Raw genomic sequence first — 19,731 nt, forward strand, 5'->3', positions numbered from 1 at the left:
AAAACTCCGTGTTTGAACGGGTTATTTCGCGAGGATGCCGCCCTCGGGCAGTTGCGGATTGAACTCGTCGAAGAAGGGGTAGTGGCCGGGCCTGAGTGGGTGAATGACCACGAAGGTTGTCACGCCCGGCGACAGTACTTTTTCAACCCGCAACGGTGTGCTCTCGAACTCTGCTGGCCCTTGACCGATATTTTTCAGGATGATCTTGAAGCGCTGTCCGGCCGGCACCTCCAGCAGGGCCGGAGTGAAGTGACCATCGCGCAGGTTGAGTTCATAGCTCGGTAATTCGGCATAGGCCGTGAACGGCGCCACTGCTCCGGCAAGCATCAGCCAGGCAATCTGCAGGCGCTTCATTCAATAGCCGCCTTTTTTACCGATGCCGGCGTAGATGAATTCGTAGTGCAATTCGCAGCGTTCAAACCAGGGAGCCACACCGGTTTCCTTATCGGTATGGCGGCCAAGGGACCCATGACCGCCGGGCGGCAGGACGGTGAAGGTCAGCTGATATTTGCCTGGGCCGAGCAGCTTTACATTGTCGCCATAGTGCGGGCCGTCATTGGCGACCATGGCGTGGAAATCGCCTTTGAGTTCGTTCTCGTTGCCCTGCTTTTTCAGGTTGAACGAGACATTGAGGTAAGGCACGAAACTGCCTTCCTGGAAGCCCTGTCGATTGTCCGCCGTGGCGCGAATGTCGGCTTCCAGATGCACATCGGAATCCGCAGTGGCCCGCATCATGCCGGCAGGTGCCATCTCGATCGGCTGCAAATACACCGCCCCGACTTCCAGCCCCGGACACAACTGGGGTTCCCCGATCGGGTATTCCTTGGCCTGAGCCAACGGTGTGAGCAAGAGCAGGGCGAGTGACAGCGAAAAGGTCGTACGCATGATGTCTTCCTGGGCACTAACGAGTAGGAGCCCGAGTCTAGGAAGCTTTCCTGCGAACAATAATGATTGTTATCAAGTTTTCAGCGATTAAGGCATTCGATTTCAGTCCTTGATCCGTATCAAGGGCGTTCTTGCGCAGGCGATGTAGGTTGGAGGCTCATCCTAGAGGCGAACAGGGGAGCGACATGGCCAAGAATTTTCCCATCAGCCCCAAGCACCCCGAGCGCATTTGCTGGGGCTGCGACAGATACTGTCCAGCCAATTCCCTGGCGTGTGGCAATGGCTCCGACAGGACAATGCATCCAGCCGAAATGATCGGAGACGATTGGTATCTGCATGGCGACTGGGGCATTGAACCGTTGATCTCAGTCGAAGACGTGACGGACGATCCCGGCCTGAAGGGCTGAGCAACCCTGTAGAAACATGGAAACCACCTGACGGAATTTTTTTTGAAATCAAGGGGTTGCCAGCCTTGGGAAATCAGTACATAATTCACGCCATCGAAAGCACTGATCGCTGAAAAAGCTCAATGTTTTCAAGGAGTTAGATCGCGAATCTTACTCCAAGTTTGTACGCGTTTGGTGTTGTGCTACATGACATCAGATGTTTGAGGCCGAGTAGCAAAATGGTTATGCAGTGGATTGCAAATCCACCTACGCCGGTTCGATTCCGACCTCGGCCTCCACTCTTGAAAACCCCGTAGATCAATGATCTACGGGGTTTTTTATTGCGCGTAGAAAAGTGAAGTGTTCCGCAATTTTCAGGTGGTGTTCCGCAACTGAGAAAGATAGAAGCGCCTATGGTCAGGAGGATGACAGGCTGCCGTCGATCCAGGCAGTGGGAAAACGTTCTAGAGCAGGTTTACGGTCAGAACCAGAAAGAAAGTCGCGAGTCTACGCAATTCTCAGGTCTGGCTAATCAGTCAAACGCCGATAGATTTTACGTTGCTGTGCAGACTTCAAGACGGTGCATGCTGCCATTTGTCCTTAGTCATTTTTTTAGATAATCTGAACTAAAGCTTGGCAGGAACAACATACTGGAGATATAGGCTTCAGCCTTCAAAGCTGAGTAGCACATCAGAAGTGGTTTAAAGCCAAACTATCGAAACTGAGTGCTTTGAATAAATATAATAATGCGGGTGCATAAAAATGCCCGCATCTTGTGATACGAGCATTTTTATCCAGCTACAAGACAGTCGCGCTTTCGTGTTCAGCTTAGTATTCATACCAAGCTGAAGCTAGAGCGAGAAATTTAGTAAAAAATACTATTTGGCGATTTGAATTTCGACATCACCGTTTGTTACATTGCTGGTTTTGATGTGCGCTAGTCCCGATTAATCCGCTGCGTGCGGTTTTTTTATACCAGGAGTTTGTATGTCCATCACGAAACAGCAATTGCTACGAATCCTCCCAAACGCCCGCCGCCAAGCGGGCGTTTTTGTATCCGCCCTCAATGCGGCCATGGCGCATCGGCAGATCAACACACCGACGCGGCAGGCTGCGTTCCTGGCCCAGGTCGGGCACGAGTCTGGCCAGCTGCAGTACGTCCGTGAGTTGGGTGGCGATCAGTAACTGAGCAAATACGACACCGGCAACTTGGCCGCGAAACTGGGCAACACCCCAGAGGCGGATGGAGATGGCCAGCGCTATCGCGGTCGCGGCCTGATCCAGGTGACCGGCCGCAATAACTACCTGCGCTGCAGCTTGGCACTGTTCGGCGACGAGCGTTTGCTGCGCACCCCTGAGCTGCTCGAACTGCCGCAATGGGCGGCCGAGTCAGCGGCGTGGTTCTGGTGGGTACGTGAGCTGAACGCCCTGGCGGATCGGGATGAGTTCGAAGCGATCACCCGCAAGATCAACGGGGGTCTCAATGGCCTGGAGGATCGGCTGCAACTGTGGACCCGGGCGAGGGCCGTGTTATGCGTGTCGTCGACCTGATCCCCGCATCGTACCGGCTGTTAGCCATTGGCGTGCTGCTTACCGCATTGGCCGGCGGATCTGCCGCGTCGGCCTGGAAGGTTCAGGACTGGCGTTACGGCCAGCAACTCGCCGAACAGGCCGGCCTGCACAAGGACGATCTGATCGCCATCAGCAACGCCGCCGCTGACCAAGTGCGCACGGCACAGGACAATCGTCTGGCCCTGGAGCAGCGGCTGTCGGCCAGTGAACAAACTCACTACAAGGAACTGAGCGATGCTCAACACAACCAGGCTCGCCTGCGCGATCGCCTTGCCACTGCTGATCTGCGGTTGTCAGTCCTACTCGACGCCACCGATGCAACCAATAGCGACACAGTGTCAGCCGCCACCTCAGCCGGCGGCGTGGTTCATGGAGGCACTCGAGCCCAATTTGACCCAGCGCATGCTCAACGAATTATCGGCATCACCGATGTCGGCGACCAAGGACTGATCGCCCTGGCGGCCTGTCAGGCCTATGCCAAAGAAGTCTCAACACCGAAGTGAAAAAGAGCGACCGGGGTGGATGGGTCAACATCCAATCCACGGCAATATCTGTCCGCGTCAATCTGCCAGTACCGATGTATGCAGAACATCTGTACTGGCTTCGGCGCTACTTGACCTCCTCAACCTCATAATTCACGTAGCCGAACTCGTTGTTGCGAGCCGCCATGTATTTGCCGTTTTGCTCGAAAACTGTGGCCTCGAAGGGGGTGCCGCCGAGTGTTGTCACTAGATGTCCGTCCTTGATTTCATATTTGGCCGGCACGCCAAACTGGCCGCCATGCAGCATGTTCAGGTATTCCCCTTGCATAGACGGCTTGCCATCGACGCTGGTGACCAGGCGTTGGCCTTCGGGGCCATAGACGATCTCGAACGTCTGGCCGGTGACGGTATTGCGCACCTTGATGGTTTTGCCCACCACGTAGGTTTGTAATTGCTCGTTAGTGAGCGCTTTGGCGCCTTCGGTTTTCAGCTGGTCGATGGTTTTGCCACCAGTGACAAGCTTGCTGTCCTCAGCATTTGGCGTGTACCAGATCGGCGAGGTCCACGCGCGTTCCTGGACAGTGGCCGAGACGTCGGCCGGCGGCGGTACTTGCAGCTTGGCCGCGTCATAGGTGCTCCAGCGCGGTGTCGGGATCTGCAATACGCGGGCGTAGTAGAACGCGTGTTGGGCCGGATCGAAGTCCGGATCGACCCAAACTTTTTTCAGCTCGGTGGCACCAATGGTATTGGTGTAAGTCGCCTTGGAAACATCGACCGTCGAGCCCACTGGCGGGAGCTTGCCGGTGGCCTGGTCCGGTTGGCGATCCCCGGACCAGGCGACGTCGTAGATCTTCTCGAAGGTCTGGCCGTTTTTGGTCCAGCCCTTGATGATCTGGATTCGGTCAAGGTTGCCATCGTCGGCATCCTTGACCGCCCACGCCACGAAGGACGGCGTCTGTTTACCCTGTTTTGCCGGCAAGTCGCCGCCCATGGGGACGCCCTTGGCGTAGGCGGCATGCACCCAGTCTTTTTCATTCCACAAACTGCTGTCGAAGCCCCAGCCACCAAACATGCGCACCGGGATGCGCACGCCGCTGGTGCCATAGACTTCTTTACGCTTCATGGCATCGAAGATCGATTCACGGGTGTTTTCTTCAGCCCACACGCCGGCCAATCCGGACGTGCTGGTTTGCAGGGCCACCATGCCCGAGTTCTGTTTGCCGGAAATACGCGCTGCTGGGGTGCTGTCGGTAAAACCGTGGGAGCCGAAGTTGTAGCTCTGCGAATAGGGGATCACCCCGTTGTGCGAATCGCTGGCGCCGACCACACCCATTTTGTACGGGTTGTATCCACGGGTTTGTTGCAAAGCCATGCCGTTTTGCCAGGCTTGCCTGATGTAACTGCCATTGAGTTTCGACGTGCTGTTGTCGATGCCAAGCAGGAAATTCATGATTTCATAATTGGCAAATTCGTCGGTCGGCGACAGTTCGGGGTGGGTTTCTGAGGTGCCCTTTACCTGGTGAATTTCGGTGAGGGATTCATTACGCATCCGCGTCTCGGCCCAGGCGGCATCAATGGGGCGGCCACGGTCATCTACGTCCACTGGAAACATCAGGCCATTGCTGAGGTTGGCATTGTGGGAGATCGCCAGTACCTCGTTGCCTTTTTTGCGTTGATCGTCCATCCAGCCCCACAAATCCTCGGGTTTGTCCGAATCGATGGCCGTGAAGGGCAGGTCCGGCACCTTCTTCGAGTCGCGGAAAAACACATTGCGGTGCATGTTTTGATTGTTGGGGGCTGAGGTCCATTCATAGGCGACAAACGTGGTGAACTTGCCGGGCTTGTAGTACTTGTCGGCGATGGCGATGTTCTGCTGCCAGATATTGCCGGCAACCTTCGGATCAATCAGCTCCTTGATCGGGTGGCTCAAGCTGCCGGCGATCCATTTGAACACCCGGTTGAAATCTTCCGGGGTTTTGACAATCAGCTTTTGCGCGATGGGCAGCTTGCTGAAGTCTGACTTCGGATCGTTGGCCAGGGCGATCACGCCCACGTATTCCGAGTGGTCGGTCACGCCATGGAAATCCAGCGGACGACCCTTGAGCTGCACCTCAAACCCCATTGGATGCTTGATCGGCATCCCAAGTGAGTATTGGTACGTCTGCTCGGGATCGACCTGGTGGTTGCCGATCAGGTAGGCATCAATCGACCAGGAGCTGTGCGAGTGCGTCTGGCCAAAGTAAACCTCGCGATCCGGGTTGCCCTCTGCCAATGCCAGCGTGCTGACAGTTAGCACGGCGCAACCGAGCAGTGTTGGCGCGGTGAAGTGTGTAGGGGATTTCATATTCCACGTCTCCGGAATACGGCAATGACAGGGTGCAACTCAGGACAAGAAACTCGAGACTCTTTCGAAAAACCAGAAGGCAGCCAGCGTACCCAACCCGTAAGAAGCAATCGGTCGGGCATACAGGACTGCGGGCCATGGCAGTCGACAACGCAGCAACAATGCGCGCAGGCCCAACACGACGGCGACGAACATCAGCTGGCCGATCTCGACGCCGACATTGAAGGTGAACAGCGCCAGCGGCAGGTCGCGCTGCGGCAAACCGATTTCCGCCAGCGCACCGGCAAAACCGAAGCCATGCAACAAGCCAAAGCAGAACGCCACCACCCATGGCCACTGGATGGTGAAACTGGTTTCATCACGGTTCTTGCGGGCGATTTCCACCGCCAGCAACAGAATGCTCAGCGCAATCGTCGCTTCCACAGGAGGGCCGGGCAGCCTCACCGCACCCAGTGTCGCGAGTGCCAGAGTGATGGAATGGGCGAGGGTGAATGCGGTGATGGTCTTCACCAGCATCCAGCCATTACCCACCAGCAGCAGGAGACCGAAGACGAACAGCTGGTGATCGAAGCCCCCCAGGATGTGTTGCATGCCATGAACCAGAAATGCACCGGCTACCGAGAACGCTCCCGGTGTGGCAGCGATCTCTATCCAGGGTTGCGCAGGGTGGACGAGGGTGGTCGTCAGGCTGCCGTCCAGGAGCGAGATACGCACCAGCACATCGGTGATGCTCGCTTGCAGGCCAATGAATTCAATACGTTGCCCGACCAGTCCTGCGGGACCGGCTTCAATGACCCGACGCTCGATCAGTGAGTCGTTCAGTTCGCTTCCCACGGGCTCAACGACAGTGCGCACACTTTCGGCAAACCGGAGCGCAATCGGCAACCGCATGCCAGAAAGCACAGGCGTGCGCCACAGTACGTCATAGCGCCCGGCGGCCGTTTCGTTGAGTTCCAGGTAAGCGGGGCGTGACTCATGAGCGATGGCCGTTAGCCCCATGAACCAGAGCACCAACATCAGCCATACTGCGCGCCTCATCGCGGCCGCTCCGTGGGTATGGCGGCAATCGCACCGGCGGATGCAGGTATCATCACCACCACCTCATAGCGTGCTTTCAGTGCATCGAAATTCGCGCGTTTCGATGCGCTGCGTTGTTCGGACAACCAATCGGACTTGACCTGCTGGGCCACGGCTTCGAAAGGCGGAGGAGATGATTTGGCCAGCGCATCAATCCACACCAGGTGCCAGCCAAAACCCGACTCCACAGGCCCCACCCAGCTACCCGGCGTTTGCTTGAACAATGAAATGGCGAACGATGAACCAAAGATCCGCGCCACCTGATCCTGGGATTGTTCTGAGTAGGCGTTTTTAAACATAAAGGCATCGCCTTCACCACTGTTCTTGTCAGACAGCCCACTTAGTGCGGACTGAGCCTGCGCTTGCGCATCCGCACCACGTTTGTCCAAAGCGAAAAACAAATGACGGAAGGTCAAAAGTGGCGGCGGGGCATATTGGTCCTGATGCTGGTTGTACCAGGCCTCCAGTACACCGGGTGCCGGTTCGCGAAGTGACGCTACATCCTCCGCGAGGAAGTCCATTTTTTGCGCCAGTCGGCGGCGAATAATAGTGTCGTCTTTATCCAGGCCAAGTTTCAGTGCTTCGCGATAGAGGATTTCCTCTTTCACATATTCCTCAATCAGGCCCTGCAACTGTTGCTCCGATGCGGGTCGTTGCCATCGCGCCAGCCAGGAAATCGCGATCCGCTGAACAACGTCAGGGGTGATTTCGATCCGTTGCGGATCTTGATTAAGGGTTGAGCGGTGTAAACCTCCGTACAGCACAAAGAGTGCAAAACCGGCGATTAGAAAGTGCAATAACGGCTGGCGAATGCATCGCTTGATTAACGAAAGTCGAGATTCTTTCGCTTCGCAGACGCTTAAGTTCATGACTTATTGCCCCACGCTATACTCGAATGGTTTTCGAGCACAGTGGAGTATTGCTGTTGGATTGGAACTTTCCACCAAGGCTAATCACGATAAGCACTAAGGCTTAGTCGCAATCGGATTAACCAATTCCCCAGTCTTGCACCCATGCAGCCCGGGATGGAGCGCCCATATGACGAAAGGACTGCTTGTTTTCGCCGCGATCATCGAGGCAGCCACTGGCGTGGCGCTGATACTTGTCCCGTCGCTGGTAGGGCAACTTTTGCTTGGCATCGAACTAACGGGCGTCATCGTCCGCGTTGCCGGTATCGCCCTCATCGCATTGGCCGTCGCCTGCTGGCCCGGCTCACCCTTGTTCGGCATGTTGATCTATAACGCAGCCGTGACGGTGTATCTCACCTACGTTGGCATCTCGGGCAATTCGAGTGGGGTTCTCTTGTGGCCCGTGGTCATCCTGCACGGAGTCATGACGGTACTTTTGATTCGAGCAATGACCAGGGAGACTTCACATTGAGCCAATTCTGTTGAAAAACTCGACTTCGGTTGTCATGGCTGAAAAGTACGCGTTTGAGATTAAAGTCCGAGACTTGCGCAGAAAACTCAGGACCAGATTTGATGTGGCCGCGTGCAAAAAAAGACGCTTTCACCGTTCAATGCATTGCTAGCCAGGCCCGGCCGACTTTTTCGTCACAATCGGCCGATTGCAGTCTGTCACGAAGGGTTGTAATGAACCTATAGCGGACTATCAGAGATGCCCCCGAAGTCAGGGGAAATTCGTCGCATCTGGGGGCAGTGCCTCGAGGGCTCCAGACTTATCACCAAGAATTTGAATCGGTCAAAGGTGTTCATCCGCCGCACTGACACTGATTTTAGCTTCTTGGGCGAAGCGAAACAGACCCACACCGAGGAAGAATGTGGCAACTACAAAAAGAAGGCCGGCACCATAGGCGTACTTGAAGCCCATGAACTCAGTTAAAAAGATGACAGCGAGCAGCAGGGTGGCGCAAAGTCCGCCGCGCAAAGAAGACAGGATACCAGCGTTTAATAATTCAGCCCGCCGCCTCAATCGCTCCAGATCGGCCCTGAGGTGCGCACGCCTCTGGTCGTCTTCGGGGATCGCATTGAGTACCCGTGTACGGTCGATGACAACTGATAACCTCGAAGTCATTAACGAAACGAACGCAGCTATTGCACCGAGGAAAAACGTCGGGGCTGTTGCTTGTGAAAAGATTTGCGACAACCGCACAGCGTCAGGAATGAATTCGTTCAATTTAGGGACCACCTATAGGGCTAGGCCGAGTATTTGCAATTCTCCATTTGACATAATTCGCGGTGAAAAGACAGGGCGCACCCCTGTTATCAGCTGAGGGCCTCAGTACAGTCTTGGGGCTGAGTATTACTGACAACAGGGCACCAACGTCAGGCCAAGCCTGTGAGTTGGTCGGAACGCCCTGTCGTGGAGCGTAGAGCAGTCCAGGAGACTTTCAACAGTGAGCAAACGTTTTTATGCCGTGTAGTGGGTCATCCTGACACTAAAAATAAATACAGGTCCCTCGAATCTTGTTGCTGGACACTTGCGACGGGCTCCTATTGGCCGATTTCTGCCTGATCGCGACCGTCAGCTATGAAAGCGGTCCTTCACGATCAGCTACTTTCGACGGTGGAATAACGCTTTGTAAATGCATGCAGGCTCGCGTGTAATAGTATCGTGAGCCTTGGATTAGGCTGTTCTCAACCTGATATGGATGCGACGGACAAACAATGAACACTGCTCAACTATCGATTCGACAGTACATAAAAGCCAAGGACGGCAACCGCCCACATTTGTTACACCAAGCCTTTGCGCCAGACGCGATACTGGACATGATCGTGCACACGGGATCTATCTCGTTTCCCTCCCACGTTGAAGGCCTTGGACCTATCGGCGATGTGCTGGTCAGGCGATTCGGCCAGACCTTCGAAAACGTCTATACCTTTTGCCTGGGACGCCCACCTGAACTGGAGGCCAAAACATTCCAATGCAAATGGCTGGTCGGCATGTCCGACAAGAACTCCGGCGAAGCCCGTGTCGGTTGCGGTCTGTATGAATGGCAGTTCAGCCCCGAGTCGGGACTTGTCGAGAGGCTCACTATCACCATTGAGCACATGAAAACCCTGCCAGCGACTGATCTGCACTGCATCATGGAGTGGGTATCGCATCTGGATTACCCGTGGTGCCGCTCGGAAGCGTTAGTGAGCAATGCTCCAAACATTGACACGCTTAAAGAGGTGATCCAGTACGCTGCGGCCAATAATCCAACCCGACCCTCGTAGGTGTAAGGGCGTCATCAGGACCGCAAGCGTCATCTTGATAAACTGCCGGTTGTGAGAAGGGCAGCAGTCGACCTGCTGATCAGCGCACCGCAGAAAGGCTGGAGCGCCTCCCCTTGCTGCGCCCTGGTGATGCTCAGTTCTTTGGCCCTCGAGCGCATCGAACAGACGCATAGCAGCAGCTTCGCCTGCGACCTGAAAAAGTGGCTTCAGATCATGCAGGGGGCGGACATGCCTACCATGCGACCATGCCCAGCGATTCCCTCGCGCGGTTTAACGAAGTGATGAAAGAGACGCAAGCCTACGGTTTCGACAAGATCCGCGGCGAACAACAGGCTCTGGGCGATCGGGTGCGCGCAATGTTGACCGGCAAAGGCATCAAAAGCGTGGCCGCAGCCGGTTTTCAGGCCCCTGGCGTAGTGGTGAGCTACGCCGATGATGCCGACTTTCAGACCTTCCGCATCGGTCTGTTCGGACTCGAAAAGCTGCACAATATTGAGCGCACGGTCAGCCCCCTCGAGCAGACACTGGACGAGGTGATGGTTAACTAAGCCCTCATCTTGCCCGCAGCACATACCGAACTTGTGAATTCTAGGATGGCGGTTTCGAGGGCGAGCTGATTTTCGTTGATCTTGAATAGCAGGGAAGGGAGCAGGTCTGAATGTGGCAAGGGCGATTCCTCTGTGGAAGATTCAGCGTAGCAGGCGGCAATGGCAGTGACACATACGGAGGCGCAGATCCAGAGCGCCAAAAGGGTACATTTGGGCTGATGCCGGGCCGGAGACTGGGGGAGAAAGAGGAAAAATCCGTTCCGCAACCCAAAACGGGCTCCTTGAGGGCCGTAGGATACAGGCCTTTAAAAATCAGTAGCTTGCGGAACGGTAAAGCTGCTAACCTATTGAAATAGCTTGTTTTGTGGATGGATTGCAAATCCATCTACGCCGGTTCGATTCCGACCTCGGCCTCCACTTTAAACGAGCTCCGTAGATCTATGATTTACGGAGCTTTTTTATTTGCACTGTCCTGCAAGATTTAGTCTTGAAAAGGTCCGTCGCAAACTTGCTTCACCGGGGCGGGATGTATATATTTCCCCCTCTGCTGCACAGGCGTCAGAACTGCCAAATCGTTATTTGACAGTCTTCAGACTGCTTCACCGCGCTACCGCCCGAATGGCGAAACTGGTAGACGCATGGGACTTAAAATCCCCCGCTCGTAAGGGCGTGCCGGTTCGATTCCGGCTTCGGGCACCATCTTGCATTCCACTGAGCGCTTTTGAGTTCTTTGGAAGCCTTGAAAAACCTGCCTTCTGGCGGGTTTTTTCGTTTTAGCATTCCGTCGGATTCTCGTCCATTCTTCTGGAATCCAGTCATTTAGAGGGTAGAGTTAGGGGTAGTCTTTGGTTCGATTAAGGATGATACCCTTATGTCGCGCACAACTGCTCCGCTTACCGACGCTGCTTGCCGTTTAGCAAGACCAACGGACCGTCCCTACAAGCTTTTCGACGGCGACGGTCTCTATCTCCTAATTCAACCCAATGGTCGTAAAGGCTGGCGTCTCAGGTATGTAAAGCCTGACGGCCGGGAGGGGTTGACCTCCCTCGGCAGCTATCCCGTGATTGGGCTGGCCGAAGCTCGCCAGAAGCGTTTAGATGCGAAGCGGTTGCTCGTAGACGGCATTGATCCCGTCGAGAACAAGCGTAAAGCCAAAACGGAAGATGCTGTTAACGGCCGTACTTTTGAAAGCGTTGCGTTGGACTGGCACAAGAACATGTCGGCCAGATGGACACCCGACCATTCCAAAAATGTGTTCAACCGTCTGAATAACTATGTGTTCCCGTTTATCGGTGCTCGCGCGATTGCTGATCTCGATACTTATGATCTGATGCAACCTTTGGAGGCGATCAGAAAACGTGGAACGATTGACGTCGCCTTAAGGGTACAAAGATACCTGCAAAGTATTATGCGTGAGGCAAAACGCCTTCGTCTTATTCCGATAAACCCTGCGTACGATCTTCAGGGCTTGATCAAAGCGCCGCGAGTCTCTCATCGGCCTGCATTGCCCCTGTCACGCCTGCCTGAATTGCTGGCACGAATCTATGCCTACAAGGGCCGAGAGCTGACCCGGCTAACGCTCATGCTCTCGCTGCACGTGTTTGTTCGCTCTAGTGAGTTACGTTTCGCTCGTTGGTGTGAGTTCGACCTCAAGCGTTGCGTATGGGAGATCCCGGATACTCGGCCGGAGCTGGAGGACGTACGCCATTCAACACGGGGGACGAAAATGGCGGGCGATGTTCATCTTGTGCCTTTATCGCCGCAAGTTGTGGCCGTGCTTGAACAGATCCACACCCTCACGGGCACATTCGACCTGGTGTTTGCCGGTGATGCTAGGGCCTGGAAGCCGATGTCAGAAAACACCGTGAACAAAGCGTTGCGCACCATGGGATACGACACGAAGACAGACATTTGTGGCCACGGATTCCGCTCAATGGCCTGTAGCGCACTGATCGAGTCAGGTCTGTGGTCTGAGACGGCCATCGAAAGGCAAATGAGTCATAGAGAGCGCAACAGCGTTCGAGCTGCCTACATTCACAAGGCAGAGTTCATTGAGGAGCGTCGGTTGATCATGAACTGGTGGAGCCGGTACCTTACGGCGAATCTTCAGGAGCATGTCACGCCTCATGAGTTTGCGAATCTGGCAGGCGAGAATGTCACTCGATTGGCGACAAAAAGATCGTTCGCCAATTGATGCCCTCACTTCGGATAATTTCGACGTGACCAAGCGGATCGTGTGTAGTGCCCTGGGCTCAAACTGAGGCGTTAACTTCGAGCGGTGACGATGGATGTTACCGCTACACTTGAGTGCTTCTGATGGGAGTTCGTTGTTTTTCGAGTTGCCGCTGGAGGGCAGGAGTTCTCGCGCCATATGAGGCACCGGAAGACACTCGAAAAATGACGGTCAACATCTGATTTCTACGGGCTAATGATCGCGATACGCTGCCCTTGAGTCGGATTTTTTATTGCGCAGGAGAACACCATTTGGCAAGACATCTCAACTGCGAGGGAAAAATTACGCGCTTGAGTTGAATGCGCCACCATCCAGCCCTGCCGCCGGTACTGCCGATTGTCTCTGTAAGTCCAGCTATGGCTCTTGCTCCGCGTACAAAGCGCTGCGGGTCTAGAGTCTGTTATTTACAGTCAAACTCTTGCTCTCCAAAAAACATTTTGACTGGGCTCTAGGACAATATTTTCAGGCAGAAAAACGTTAAAAGTGCCCCCAATTTTGCCCCCACTCACATGCCGTATACGAGCGATCACGAAGGGCGATTCCTGACACGGACCAGGGTGGTCGTTGATGGTTTTTAGTGTACGGCAGTCTCGGCTTGCAGAGGAGGCGCCTGGCCGTTGGTGATCAAGTCCTTCGAGCAAGCTTTCCAGACTCATTACACGGCCTTCGAGATCGGCAAGATCACTGCCATTCGCTTCGATTTCGCTGCGGTGAGCATGCTGCTGCGCGCACTCTACACCGGAAGGTCAGGCAACAAGGCCTGGCATATCGCGCTGCCCCGGTGGTGTGCGCGGTGTCCATCGGCGTCGTACTGGCGCAGCCTTCTCCAGTGCTAATCATGACGGCTTTCGTGATCGCTTGCGCGGCCTGCTTTTCTTCGATGGCGCCGTTCTGGCGATTGCCCAGCAGATTGCTGTCGGGCAGGGCAGCCTGGGTGGGGCATCGGTTTGATCGCGGCGTTGGGGGCATCAGCCGGTCTCGTGCTGTCCTATCTGATCGGCTGGGTCAAAGACCGTAGTGCCTCATTCGAACCGGCTTTCCTGAGCGTCGGCGTGGTCGTGCTGGGTGGGGCTGCGGTGGTGATACTCTTGGATAGAAATCCATCACCGAGTATAGAAGAACGGGCAACATGAAGATTCGTTCATCTAGCTGCGCGCACGAAATTCAAATGCGCCCCTGGCGCTAGAATGGTAGCGTGACCGGCTATTTCCAGTGTCGCAAGGAAGCATGGGGTGAATACCGCTCGTCTCATTCAAGATCTCGAGAAGAAACTCGACTTTTACGAAAGTCCGAACTGGGGCGGCCCCGACGTCATCACACCCCTGCATAGCAATATCGCTGAGTTGCTGGCGGCCGGCAATGTTTATCCTCGCGTTCTGAACCGCGCCACGGTGCTCGGCCTTTTGCAAGGGCAGGCGACCTGGTTACATGACGAGGAGGGCTGGCAGGCGTTGAAAGACCCTGTGCCGCTGGCCGAACTTGAACAGCAGCGTGTCGTGACCTTCAAAAGTGGGCTGCTGGAGGTGGTCAGGCCGGTTCCCGTCGCCGACGACATGCCGCAAAAGCTGAAGCAACAGCTTGCGACAGTGGCTTCTCTTTATGACATCAAGCACGGTGGCGACGGCTGGGTGGCGCCGCATGTGCGCGTCGATGAGTGCTATGTCACCGAACTGGGCTACTTGCAAGCATGCCACAAGTTGTCTGCGTCATACGGTGGGTACGAGGTTTCCTTCGAGGACGAAGACCTTGTCGGAGTCGGCACCCTGCTGTGGGAGCAGTTGAGGGCCTCAAGGGTGAACCCGGAGGTGGCGTTCGAGGAATGGTGGTTGAAAATGGTGCTGGCTTACAGGCAGCCGTATGTTTTTCACCTAAAATTCCGCTCCGCACAGGCGCGCGAGGACTTTCTAGCCTGTGCATTTCAGTACGTGATGGCTGATGATTCCCTGCAGGACACTTGGGAGCAATGCGCGGCGGATATCGCATTGTCCCCGAATCGCATGAATGCCATCGTGCGAACTGCACGGCGGGATTCAGATGAGGTGCTTATCGGCTCCGTTGCGAGCGAGCAGGAGGCCTATTGCCCAGCACTGGACCTGTCCCAATTGGACGAGGTGATCGAGCGTTATCGGCACCTGCCGAACGAGCGCATTTTTGATTGTTTCCAGTGGTGGAGAGAGACGAGCGATTATTACGAATACGGGACGACCCATCATCTCGTGGCAGGCATCGTGAAGTACGAATGCGAAGAGGGCGCAGGGCGCGACAGTTCTCCTTACACGCGCCTGTTGTTGCAGCACTCGACGCAGGCGCCGCATCTGGCAGAAATCCTGTTCAGGAAAATCCACTCTTCACATTATGCGTGCCTGCTGCTGCGCGACAGGGCGACCAGTCATATCGGATTGATCCAGATCCATGAGTGGCTGCACCGTGCCGCTCAGCGGTTGTCGCACCGTTACGACTACGACATGGCGTGGCAGCAATTGGTATTCGCCCAGGCCCTGGAGGTGTATGCCATTGCCCACGATGAGACGATTGACGCCGAGGCGGCCAGGGACACCGTGCTGGCGATTGCCGAGGTGTTCGCCTGGATGGCGGAGCGTGAGACCGCATCTCATGCCGAGAGCAAGGGGCTGCTGCCGGGCTTCAAGCAGGCAGTCGAGCGTATGGAGTATCGCGGGCCTGAAGACGGCAGGGCCTCGCGTCTGTTCAAAGACCATTGCCACCTGGCTGCTGATTTTCTGGTGTCCAGGCGCAAGCGGCTGTGGGATCGAAATGACGAGCTACCGGTTGCTGAGTGGATGTTTTCGTTCTGGTGCATCCAGGCGTTGTCAGAGGGGGACACAGGCAGCGATGCGCGGAAAAGAGCGGAGGTTGCCACGTTATTGGCAAATGACTACCTGAGGCATCTGAAACAGCGCTTTGGCAGCGCGCGTGTCAGCATAGATGACGGCCCCGTCTTCGACAGCTTTGATTGGAGTGGGCTGCTGCGCTGTTGCAATGAGCGCCTGCGTCGAACAGTGATTCATGCCTTTGATGGCCTACTCGCACATGATGCCGGGGCCACTGAAGAAGCTCACAGGGGGCTATTTGGCGCGGTAAGGACTCATTTGCGTTTTCTGCTACGGCTTGTCGTCGATGCTGACCCCCAATGCAGAAAAGATGTGTTCGACGCCTTGCTGTGCTTGATTCAGGATTTTGGATTTGCCGCCGATCGCTTGGCGGGGGTATTCGAAGTCTTCAACGATAGTGTTGGCCACAGTAAGGTCCAGCTGTGGTCGCGGGTGTGCCAGGCAAGCAACTTGTTCCCGGAAGATGACTTCACGAAGTTCCTGGGCGTACTGCAAGACCGGCCAACGCCCCTTGGCGGGTGGCTCGAGCTGTATGAGGCGACGCGATCGTCTGCAAGGAAGTCGCGCATTCTCGAGCAGGTGGCCACGCTGGACTTCGAGTCTGAAAGGATTGTCTGGATTCCAGAGATTTCCCGAGTGGCCGTGATGGCAGCCAACGCCGGCCAGTTAAAGCTTGCACAGCGTCTGGTGAAGTATGGCGCTTCCTGTAAACGCAGCCATTCCTCTGTCTCATTTGAGCCGCTGGACCAGTTGATTGAGCTTAAAGCGATTGCCGACGACGCGACCCTCAACGATAAGGAACGGATTGCCAGGCTGGACGCGTTCCTCGACGACGCCACGCAGGCAAGTGATGAGGTCTCTCGGTATGCCCGGCAATTGATGGCGACCTGTTATTTGAGTATCGATGCCCAGCGTGCGTTCAACCTGTTCGATGCCCTGCTAAAGGTGCAGCGGCAGATCTCCTGTGCGACGGGAAGGCTCAAGGCGAGTCGTGCCCTCGCAGAAAAGGAGGGGGCGAGCAAGGTAGGCAGCGAGAGCTGGCAACGCTATGTGCAGTGGCGCGAGGTCTATCGTGCTGTTGAATCGCAGGACGTAGGAGCCTTGGATTTCGAGGAGGCACTGGGGCTTCTGTTGGAATGCAAGCAGTGGCAAGAGTTCGATTGTATCTGGCGTGATGTGCCGGAGCGCTTTCTACTGTCTTGCGAGCTCGTGCATGTCCGTTGCGTGTACCTTCAAGAACAAGGTCAGGTGGAGGAGGCACTGGCGCATTTGCATGAGGTCGAAAAGCTGCATGTCGAATTACCTGCCGAGCAGAAAGAGGCATTCGAAATGCTGGCAATGGACCTCAGGAAGAACAACGCCTCTCGTTTAAAACGTTCCCGTGATGTGATTGACCTGTACATCAAGCCTGACCATACGCACGCGAGGGTCATGTGGCAGGAGATTCGCGCGTTGGCACCGCACGACCAAAGCCTGGTGTTTGGTCAGGCGGAAAACGAAGATGCCTTGGAACAGTTTATCGCCAGCAATATCCACGGCGTTACCCAGGAGCTACTAATTCGAAAAAACAACCTGTACCGCCCCACGGACCGTGACGAACGAACGGTGATAGACCAGGAAAACATGATCAATGACTGGTTGACTTCGTTGCTGGGCCAACGTTTGGATTACCTGGGTTGGACGGTGAAAGACCAGCCGAGGGTGGGCAGTTCTGCCTCGAAAAACGGGGTAGGGGAAATTGATGGTGGCATTTACGTAGGCACGCATTGCATTTCGATTGTCGAGGCCTTCCGCTTGCGCAGCTTCGAGCGCAAGACGATCGAGGACCACCTCAATAAGGTCGCGGGGTACAATTCGCCGGGGGTCACCTCCATTGCCATTGTCATCTACTCGACCGGCAACTTCCTGCACCTGTGCACTGAATACGCGCGATGTATTGATCGAACCCCTTATTCCGGTTTCGAAAGCCAGGGCACGCTCACGCTCGATAAAGAGCGCCCTCATTTGAAGGTCTACCGGGAAACGCGGCCAGTCAAGGGCTCGGATGTCCATATTTACCACTATCTTCTGGATCTTCAGCTTGGCTTGGCTGACGGCAGCCATGAAGCGCCTGCCGCTACCTCATAGGGGTGAGTGAGCGCCTGGGCCGATCATGCCTTCTGGAAGAGAGGGTTAGGCGCCAAGACAGCGCCACAAGGGCTGCATTCTTTATGCTTTCGTTTCGACTCCAATCAAGGAGTCGAAAGCGTAACGGGTGGAGGGCGGACGTCCCAAGGTACGCGCGATGTAAGTGCACGAACTGGCTTGGGGTGGGTGAAAACGACCCGAAGCAGTCCTTAGGGAAAGTATAGAAAATCCAGAGGCGGTTCATGCGCTGTCGTGCGACGAAGCTCTGTTGATGAAGATGGCTTGTGAAGTCGCCTGGCTGCCCCCAACTTGAGTGCAAGACAATCACAGGCGTGGAATATAACGTTGAAGCTCAACGATGTAATTAAAGACTGCATAACCCTAAAGCTCGATGGCCGCGCGACTGATGGCGCGATACAAGTCTTCGGTGGCAATTTCCTTTCCGAACAAAAACCGGTATTGCCGATTGAGGTTCGGAGCAAGGAAACGCTTTTGTGGATGATGCAAGGGGCAGACGACGTTCATATTTACGTGGTCTCGGGAGTCTTTCATTTCAACGCCCTCTACAAACCGGCCGACAGGTTTCCTGCGGCGAGAATTTATTACCTAAAGACCGGAAACTTGCTCGACGTCGGCAGCATTGGGGTATTTCTTGAGAGTAACGGATTTACCCTCAAACCGATCAACGACGCCGGTTTCTCCAAGCTTATAGAAGATCGTGACTATCCTCAGCGCTTCAGCAACTGGCGCCAGGAGCGCGACAGTGAGACCCGCTCATTTGAAGGGCTTTTTAAGGGCCGTCGCAAAAATACGGCGGTGGACGGAGCGATCTGGCTTTCATCCAATGGCAAGTGTTTGGTGTGCGGAGCAGAAGCAGGCCGGGTGTCAACGACCACGGTACAGGGAGGCTCAGGTCTGTTGATCGGATTGCAACTTTGCTCGACACATGAAGCAGAGGCGCAAGAGCAATCAACGTTGCTGAACTACGTCGCCAAGCATCTGGGTGGGATGGTGATGTTCGACAATTTCCAGCAAGTAAGCGCGAGTGAGGCACTGGAACTGGCGTGCGAAGCCCTCAAAACGGAACTCGACTGCACTGTTGAGAAAGTGCAAGACCAAGCCATCACGGCCCGAAGGCCTTCCGGGGTGGCCGTTATCGTCAGGTACGTATCGCCCATGAATTACGCTTACAACGTTCAAGCGCCCGACGGAACGAATTTGTCGCGAGTCGACTCGGCGAACCATCATAAGGTGCCCTACGGCCCAGACCATCTCCATCCTGACCTGAGAAAGTCCAAGAAGAAGATCGTCGAGTCGAGCTTTACCTATGGGAATGTTGGGATGGATGTGAAGCTGATCAGAAAGATGATCCTGGACGCCGAATCTAAATTGATGGTTTCGAGCGAATGATCTGTACGTTGGTCTCGCGCGCGAATCAAGCAGCATCTTGATCGCCGTCCGCGAACGGTCAGCGAATTCGAGCAGACTACGGGCGGGGTAGGCCGGACTCCGATCGGACCTTGATTTTTACCCCGATTTCCATAGATGCCCGTGGAGGGAAGCTTCCAATCACTGTTTGAGCGCCCGAGGGTTCAGTTAACAGAAGCGCTCCGCCGCGGGACTCAATGAGCGAGTTTCCGGCTGCAAGTATTCTTACACGAGCGCCTGTAGGCTTGGGTATGGGGGCCAGATGTAAGCGTCCGCATTCGACCGATTCTGTTGAAATAGTCGGTCCTTCCATACTGACCGCTGAATACGTCTTTTTGCGTGCAGCTACGCGAAATCTGAGCCCCGATATCCTCTGTTCAATGTAAAGATTTCAATCCCAAGCGTGTACTTTTTTGCCGAGTAAACTATGGCCGACTTTTTCAACAGAATCGACCCAGGCTGTGTGAAAACACACTTGATATGTTCAGCGCTGAGATTTTCTTTTGGATTGCCTGCGAAGTTGGTAGTAGGAAGTAAAGATTGTCTGTGCGGCCAACATCGGCGCTCATATGGCTGTTGGGGCGCGTCAGCGGTCCCAACAGCCACTTACCGACGATCCAG

Annotated in this window: 14 protein-coding genes, 2 tRNA genes and 2 pseudogenes; 12 read left to right on the forward strand and 6 right to left on the reverse strand. The window is 55.2% G+C overall.

The features are described 5' to 3' along the window. Nucleotides 1-21: 21 nt before the first annotated feature. Entirely contained in the window at nucleotides 22-354 is a 333-nt protein-coding gene (locus ACSQ87_RS14200) for a cupredoxin domain-containing protein (RefSeq protein WP_223430077.1), read from the reverse strand. Then, nucleotides 355-885, reverse strand: coding sequence for an iron transporter (locus ACSQ87_RS14205; protein ID WP_008153602.1), 531 nt, complete (start codon nucleotides 883-885; stop codon nucleotides 355-357). A gap of 185 nt (nucleotides 886-1,070) precedes the next feature. Between ACSQ87_RS14205 and ACSQ87_RS14210 the strand changes: the two genes are divergently transcribed. The 4 genes and pseudogenes from ACSQ87_RS14210 to ACSQ87_RS14225 all read left to right on the forward strand — a co-directional run bounded on the left by ACSQ87_RS14210 (nucleotide 1,071) and on the right by ACSQ87_RS14225 (nucleotide 3,346). Beyond that, complete coding sequence (locus ACSQ87_RS14210) at nucleotides 1,071-1,292, forward strand: DUF3079 domain-containing protein (protein WP_223430076.1); 222 nt, start codon at nucleotides 1,071-1,073, stop codon at nucleotides 1,290-1,292. 204 nt (nucleotides 1,293-1,496) lie between these two features. Further along, nucleotides 1,497-1,570 (forward strand) — tRNA-Cys (locus ACSQ87_RS14215). A gap of 688 nt (nucleotides 1,571-2,258) precedes the next feature. Then, nucleotides 2,259-2,822 (forward strand): annotated as a pseudogene (locus ACSQ87_RS14220) (glycoside hydrolase family 19 protein). After that, on the forward strand, nucleotides 2,804-3,346 hold the full coding sequence (locus ACSQ87_RS14225) for a lysis protein (protein WP_436273672.1): 543 nt from the start codon (nucleotides 2,804-2,806) through the stop codon (nucleotides 3,344-3,346). The pseudogene ACSQ87_RS14220 and the gene ACSQ87_RS14225 overlap by 19 nt, the downstream one beginning before the upstream one ends. 106 nt (nucleotides 3,347-3,452) lie before the next feature. Here the strand turns inward: ACSQ87_RS14225 and ACSQ87_RS14230 are convergent, their stop codons facing one another. From ACSQ87_RS14230 to ACSQ87_RS14240, 3 genes are read right to left on the reverse strand one after another with little or no spacing between them, the layout of a single operon-like run. Next, entirely contained in the window at nucleotides 3,453-5,669 is a 2,217-nt protein-coding gene (locus ACSQ87_RS14230; RefSeq protein WP_436273673.1) for a DUF3604 domain-containing protein, read from the reverse strand. A 39-nt stretch (nucleotides 5,670-5,708) separates the two neighbouring features. Next, on the reverse strand, nucleotides 5,709-6,707 hold the full coding sequence (locus ACSQ87_RS14235; protein WP_436273674.1) for a HupE/UreJ family protein: 999 nt from the start codon (nucleotides 6,705-6,707) through the stop codon (nucleotides 5,709-5,711). Beyond that, nucleotides 6,704-7,615 carry a peptidyl-prolyl cis-trans isomerase gene (locus tag ACSQ87_RS14240; protein WP_436273675.1) on the reverse strand — a complete coding sequence of 304 codons (912 nt, stop codon included), beginning with the start codon at nucleotides 7,613-7,615 and terminating at the stop codon, nucleotides 6,704-6,706. Before ACSQ87_RS14240 ends, ACSQ87_RS14235 begins: the two co-directional genes overlap by 4 nt. 169 nt (nucleotides 7,616-7,784) lie before the next feature. Between ACSQ87_RS14240 and ACSQ87_RS14245 the strand changes: the two genes are divergently transcribed. Then, nucleotides 7,785-8,126, forward strand: a complete 342-nt coding sequence (locus ACSQ87_RS14245) for a hypothetical protein (RefSeq protein ID WP_436273676.1) — start codon at nucleotides 7,785-7,787, stop codon at nucleotides 8,124-8,126. A gap of 321 nt (nucleotides 8,127-8,447) precedes the next feature. On the opposite strand, the gene ACSQ87_RS14250 is transcribed toward ACSQ87_RS14245, so the two are convergent. Then, entirely contained in the window at nucleotides 8,448-8,882 is a 435-nt protein-coding gene (locus ACSQ87_RS14250; RefSeq protein WP_176471624.1) for a DUF2721 domain-containing protein, read from the reverse strand. Nucleotides 8,883-9,373: 491 nt separating this feature from the next. On the opposite strand from ACSQ87_RS14250, the gene ACSQ87_RS14255 reads away from it, so the two are divergent. The 7 genes and pseudogenes from ACSQ87_RS14255 to ACSQ87_RS14285 all read left to right on the forward strand — a co-directional run bounded on the left by ACSQ87_RS14255 (nucleotide 9,374) and on the right by ACSQ87_RS14285 (nucleotide 19,092). Then, complete coding sequence (locus ACSQ87_RS14255; RefSeq protein WP_436273677.1) at nucleotides 9,374-9,925, forward strand: hypothetical protein; 552 nt, start codon at nucleotides 9,374-9,376, stop codon at nucleotides 9,923-9,925. 51 nt (nucleotides 9,926-9,976) lie between these two features. Then, a pseudogene (locus ACSQ87_RS14260) lies at nucleotides 9,977-10,473 on the forward strand (alanine--glyoxylate aminotransferase family protein); the annotation flags it as partial. Nucleotides 10,474-11,085: 612 nt separating this feature from the next. Continuing rightward, nucleotides 11,086-11,172: transfer RNA gene (locus ACSQ87_RS14265), tRNA-Leu, on the forward strand. 172 nt (nucleotides 11,173-11,344) lie between these two features. Further along, nucleotides 11,345-12,667 carry a tyrosine-type recombinase/integrase gene (locus ACSQ87_RS14270; RefSeq protein WP_436273678.1) on the forward strand — a complete coding sequence of 441 codons (1,323 nt, stop codon included), beginning with the start codon at nucleotides 11,345-11,347 and terminating at the stop codon, nucleotides 12,665-12,667. A gap of 656 nt (nucleotides 12,668-13,323) precedes the next feature. After that, complete coding sequence (locus ACSQ87_RS14275; protein ID WP_436273679.1) at nucleotides 13,324-13,542, forward strand: hypothetical protein; 219 nt, start codon at nucleotides 13,324-13,326, stop codon at nucleotides 13,540-13,542. A gap of 396 nt (nucleotides 13,543-13,938) precedes the next feature. Further along, nucleotides 13,939-17,682: a hypothetical protein gene (locus ACSQ87_RS14280; protein ID WP_436273680.1), complete on the forward strand. Its 3,744-nt coding sequence runs from the start codon at nucleotides 13,939-13,941 to the stop codon at nucleotides 17,680-17,682. A 345-nt stretch (nucleotides 17,683-18,027) separates the two neighbouring features. Next, nucleotides 18,028-19,092 carry a toxin-antitoxin system TumE family protein gene (locus tag ACSQ87_RS14285; protein WP_436273681.1) on the forward strand — a complete coding sequence of 355 codons (1,065 nt, stop codon included), beginning with the start codon at nucleotides 18,028-18,030 and terminating at the stop codon, nucleotides 19,090-19,092. Nucleotides 19,093-19,731: the final 639 nt, after the last annotated feature.

Origin of the sequence: Pseudomonas sp. LjRoot277, from assembly GCF_964253845.1 — a bacterium.
GTDB lineage: Bacteria > Pseudomonadota > Gammaproteobacteria > Pseudomonadales > Pseudomonadaceae > Aquipseudomonas.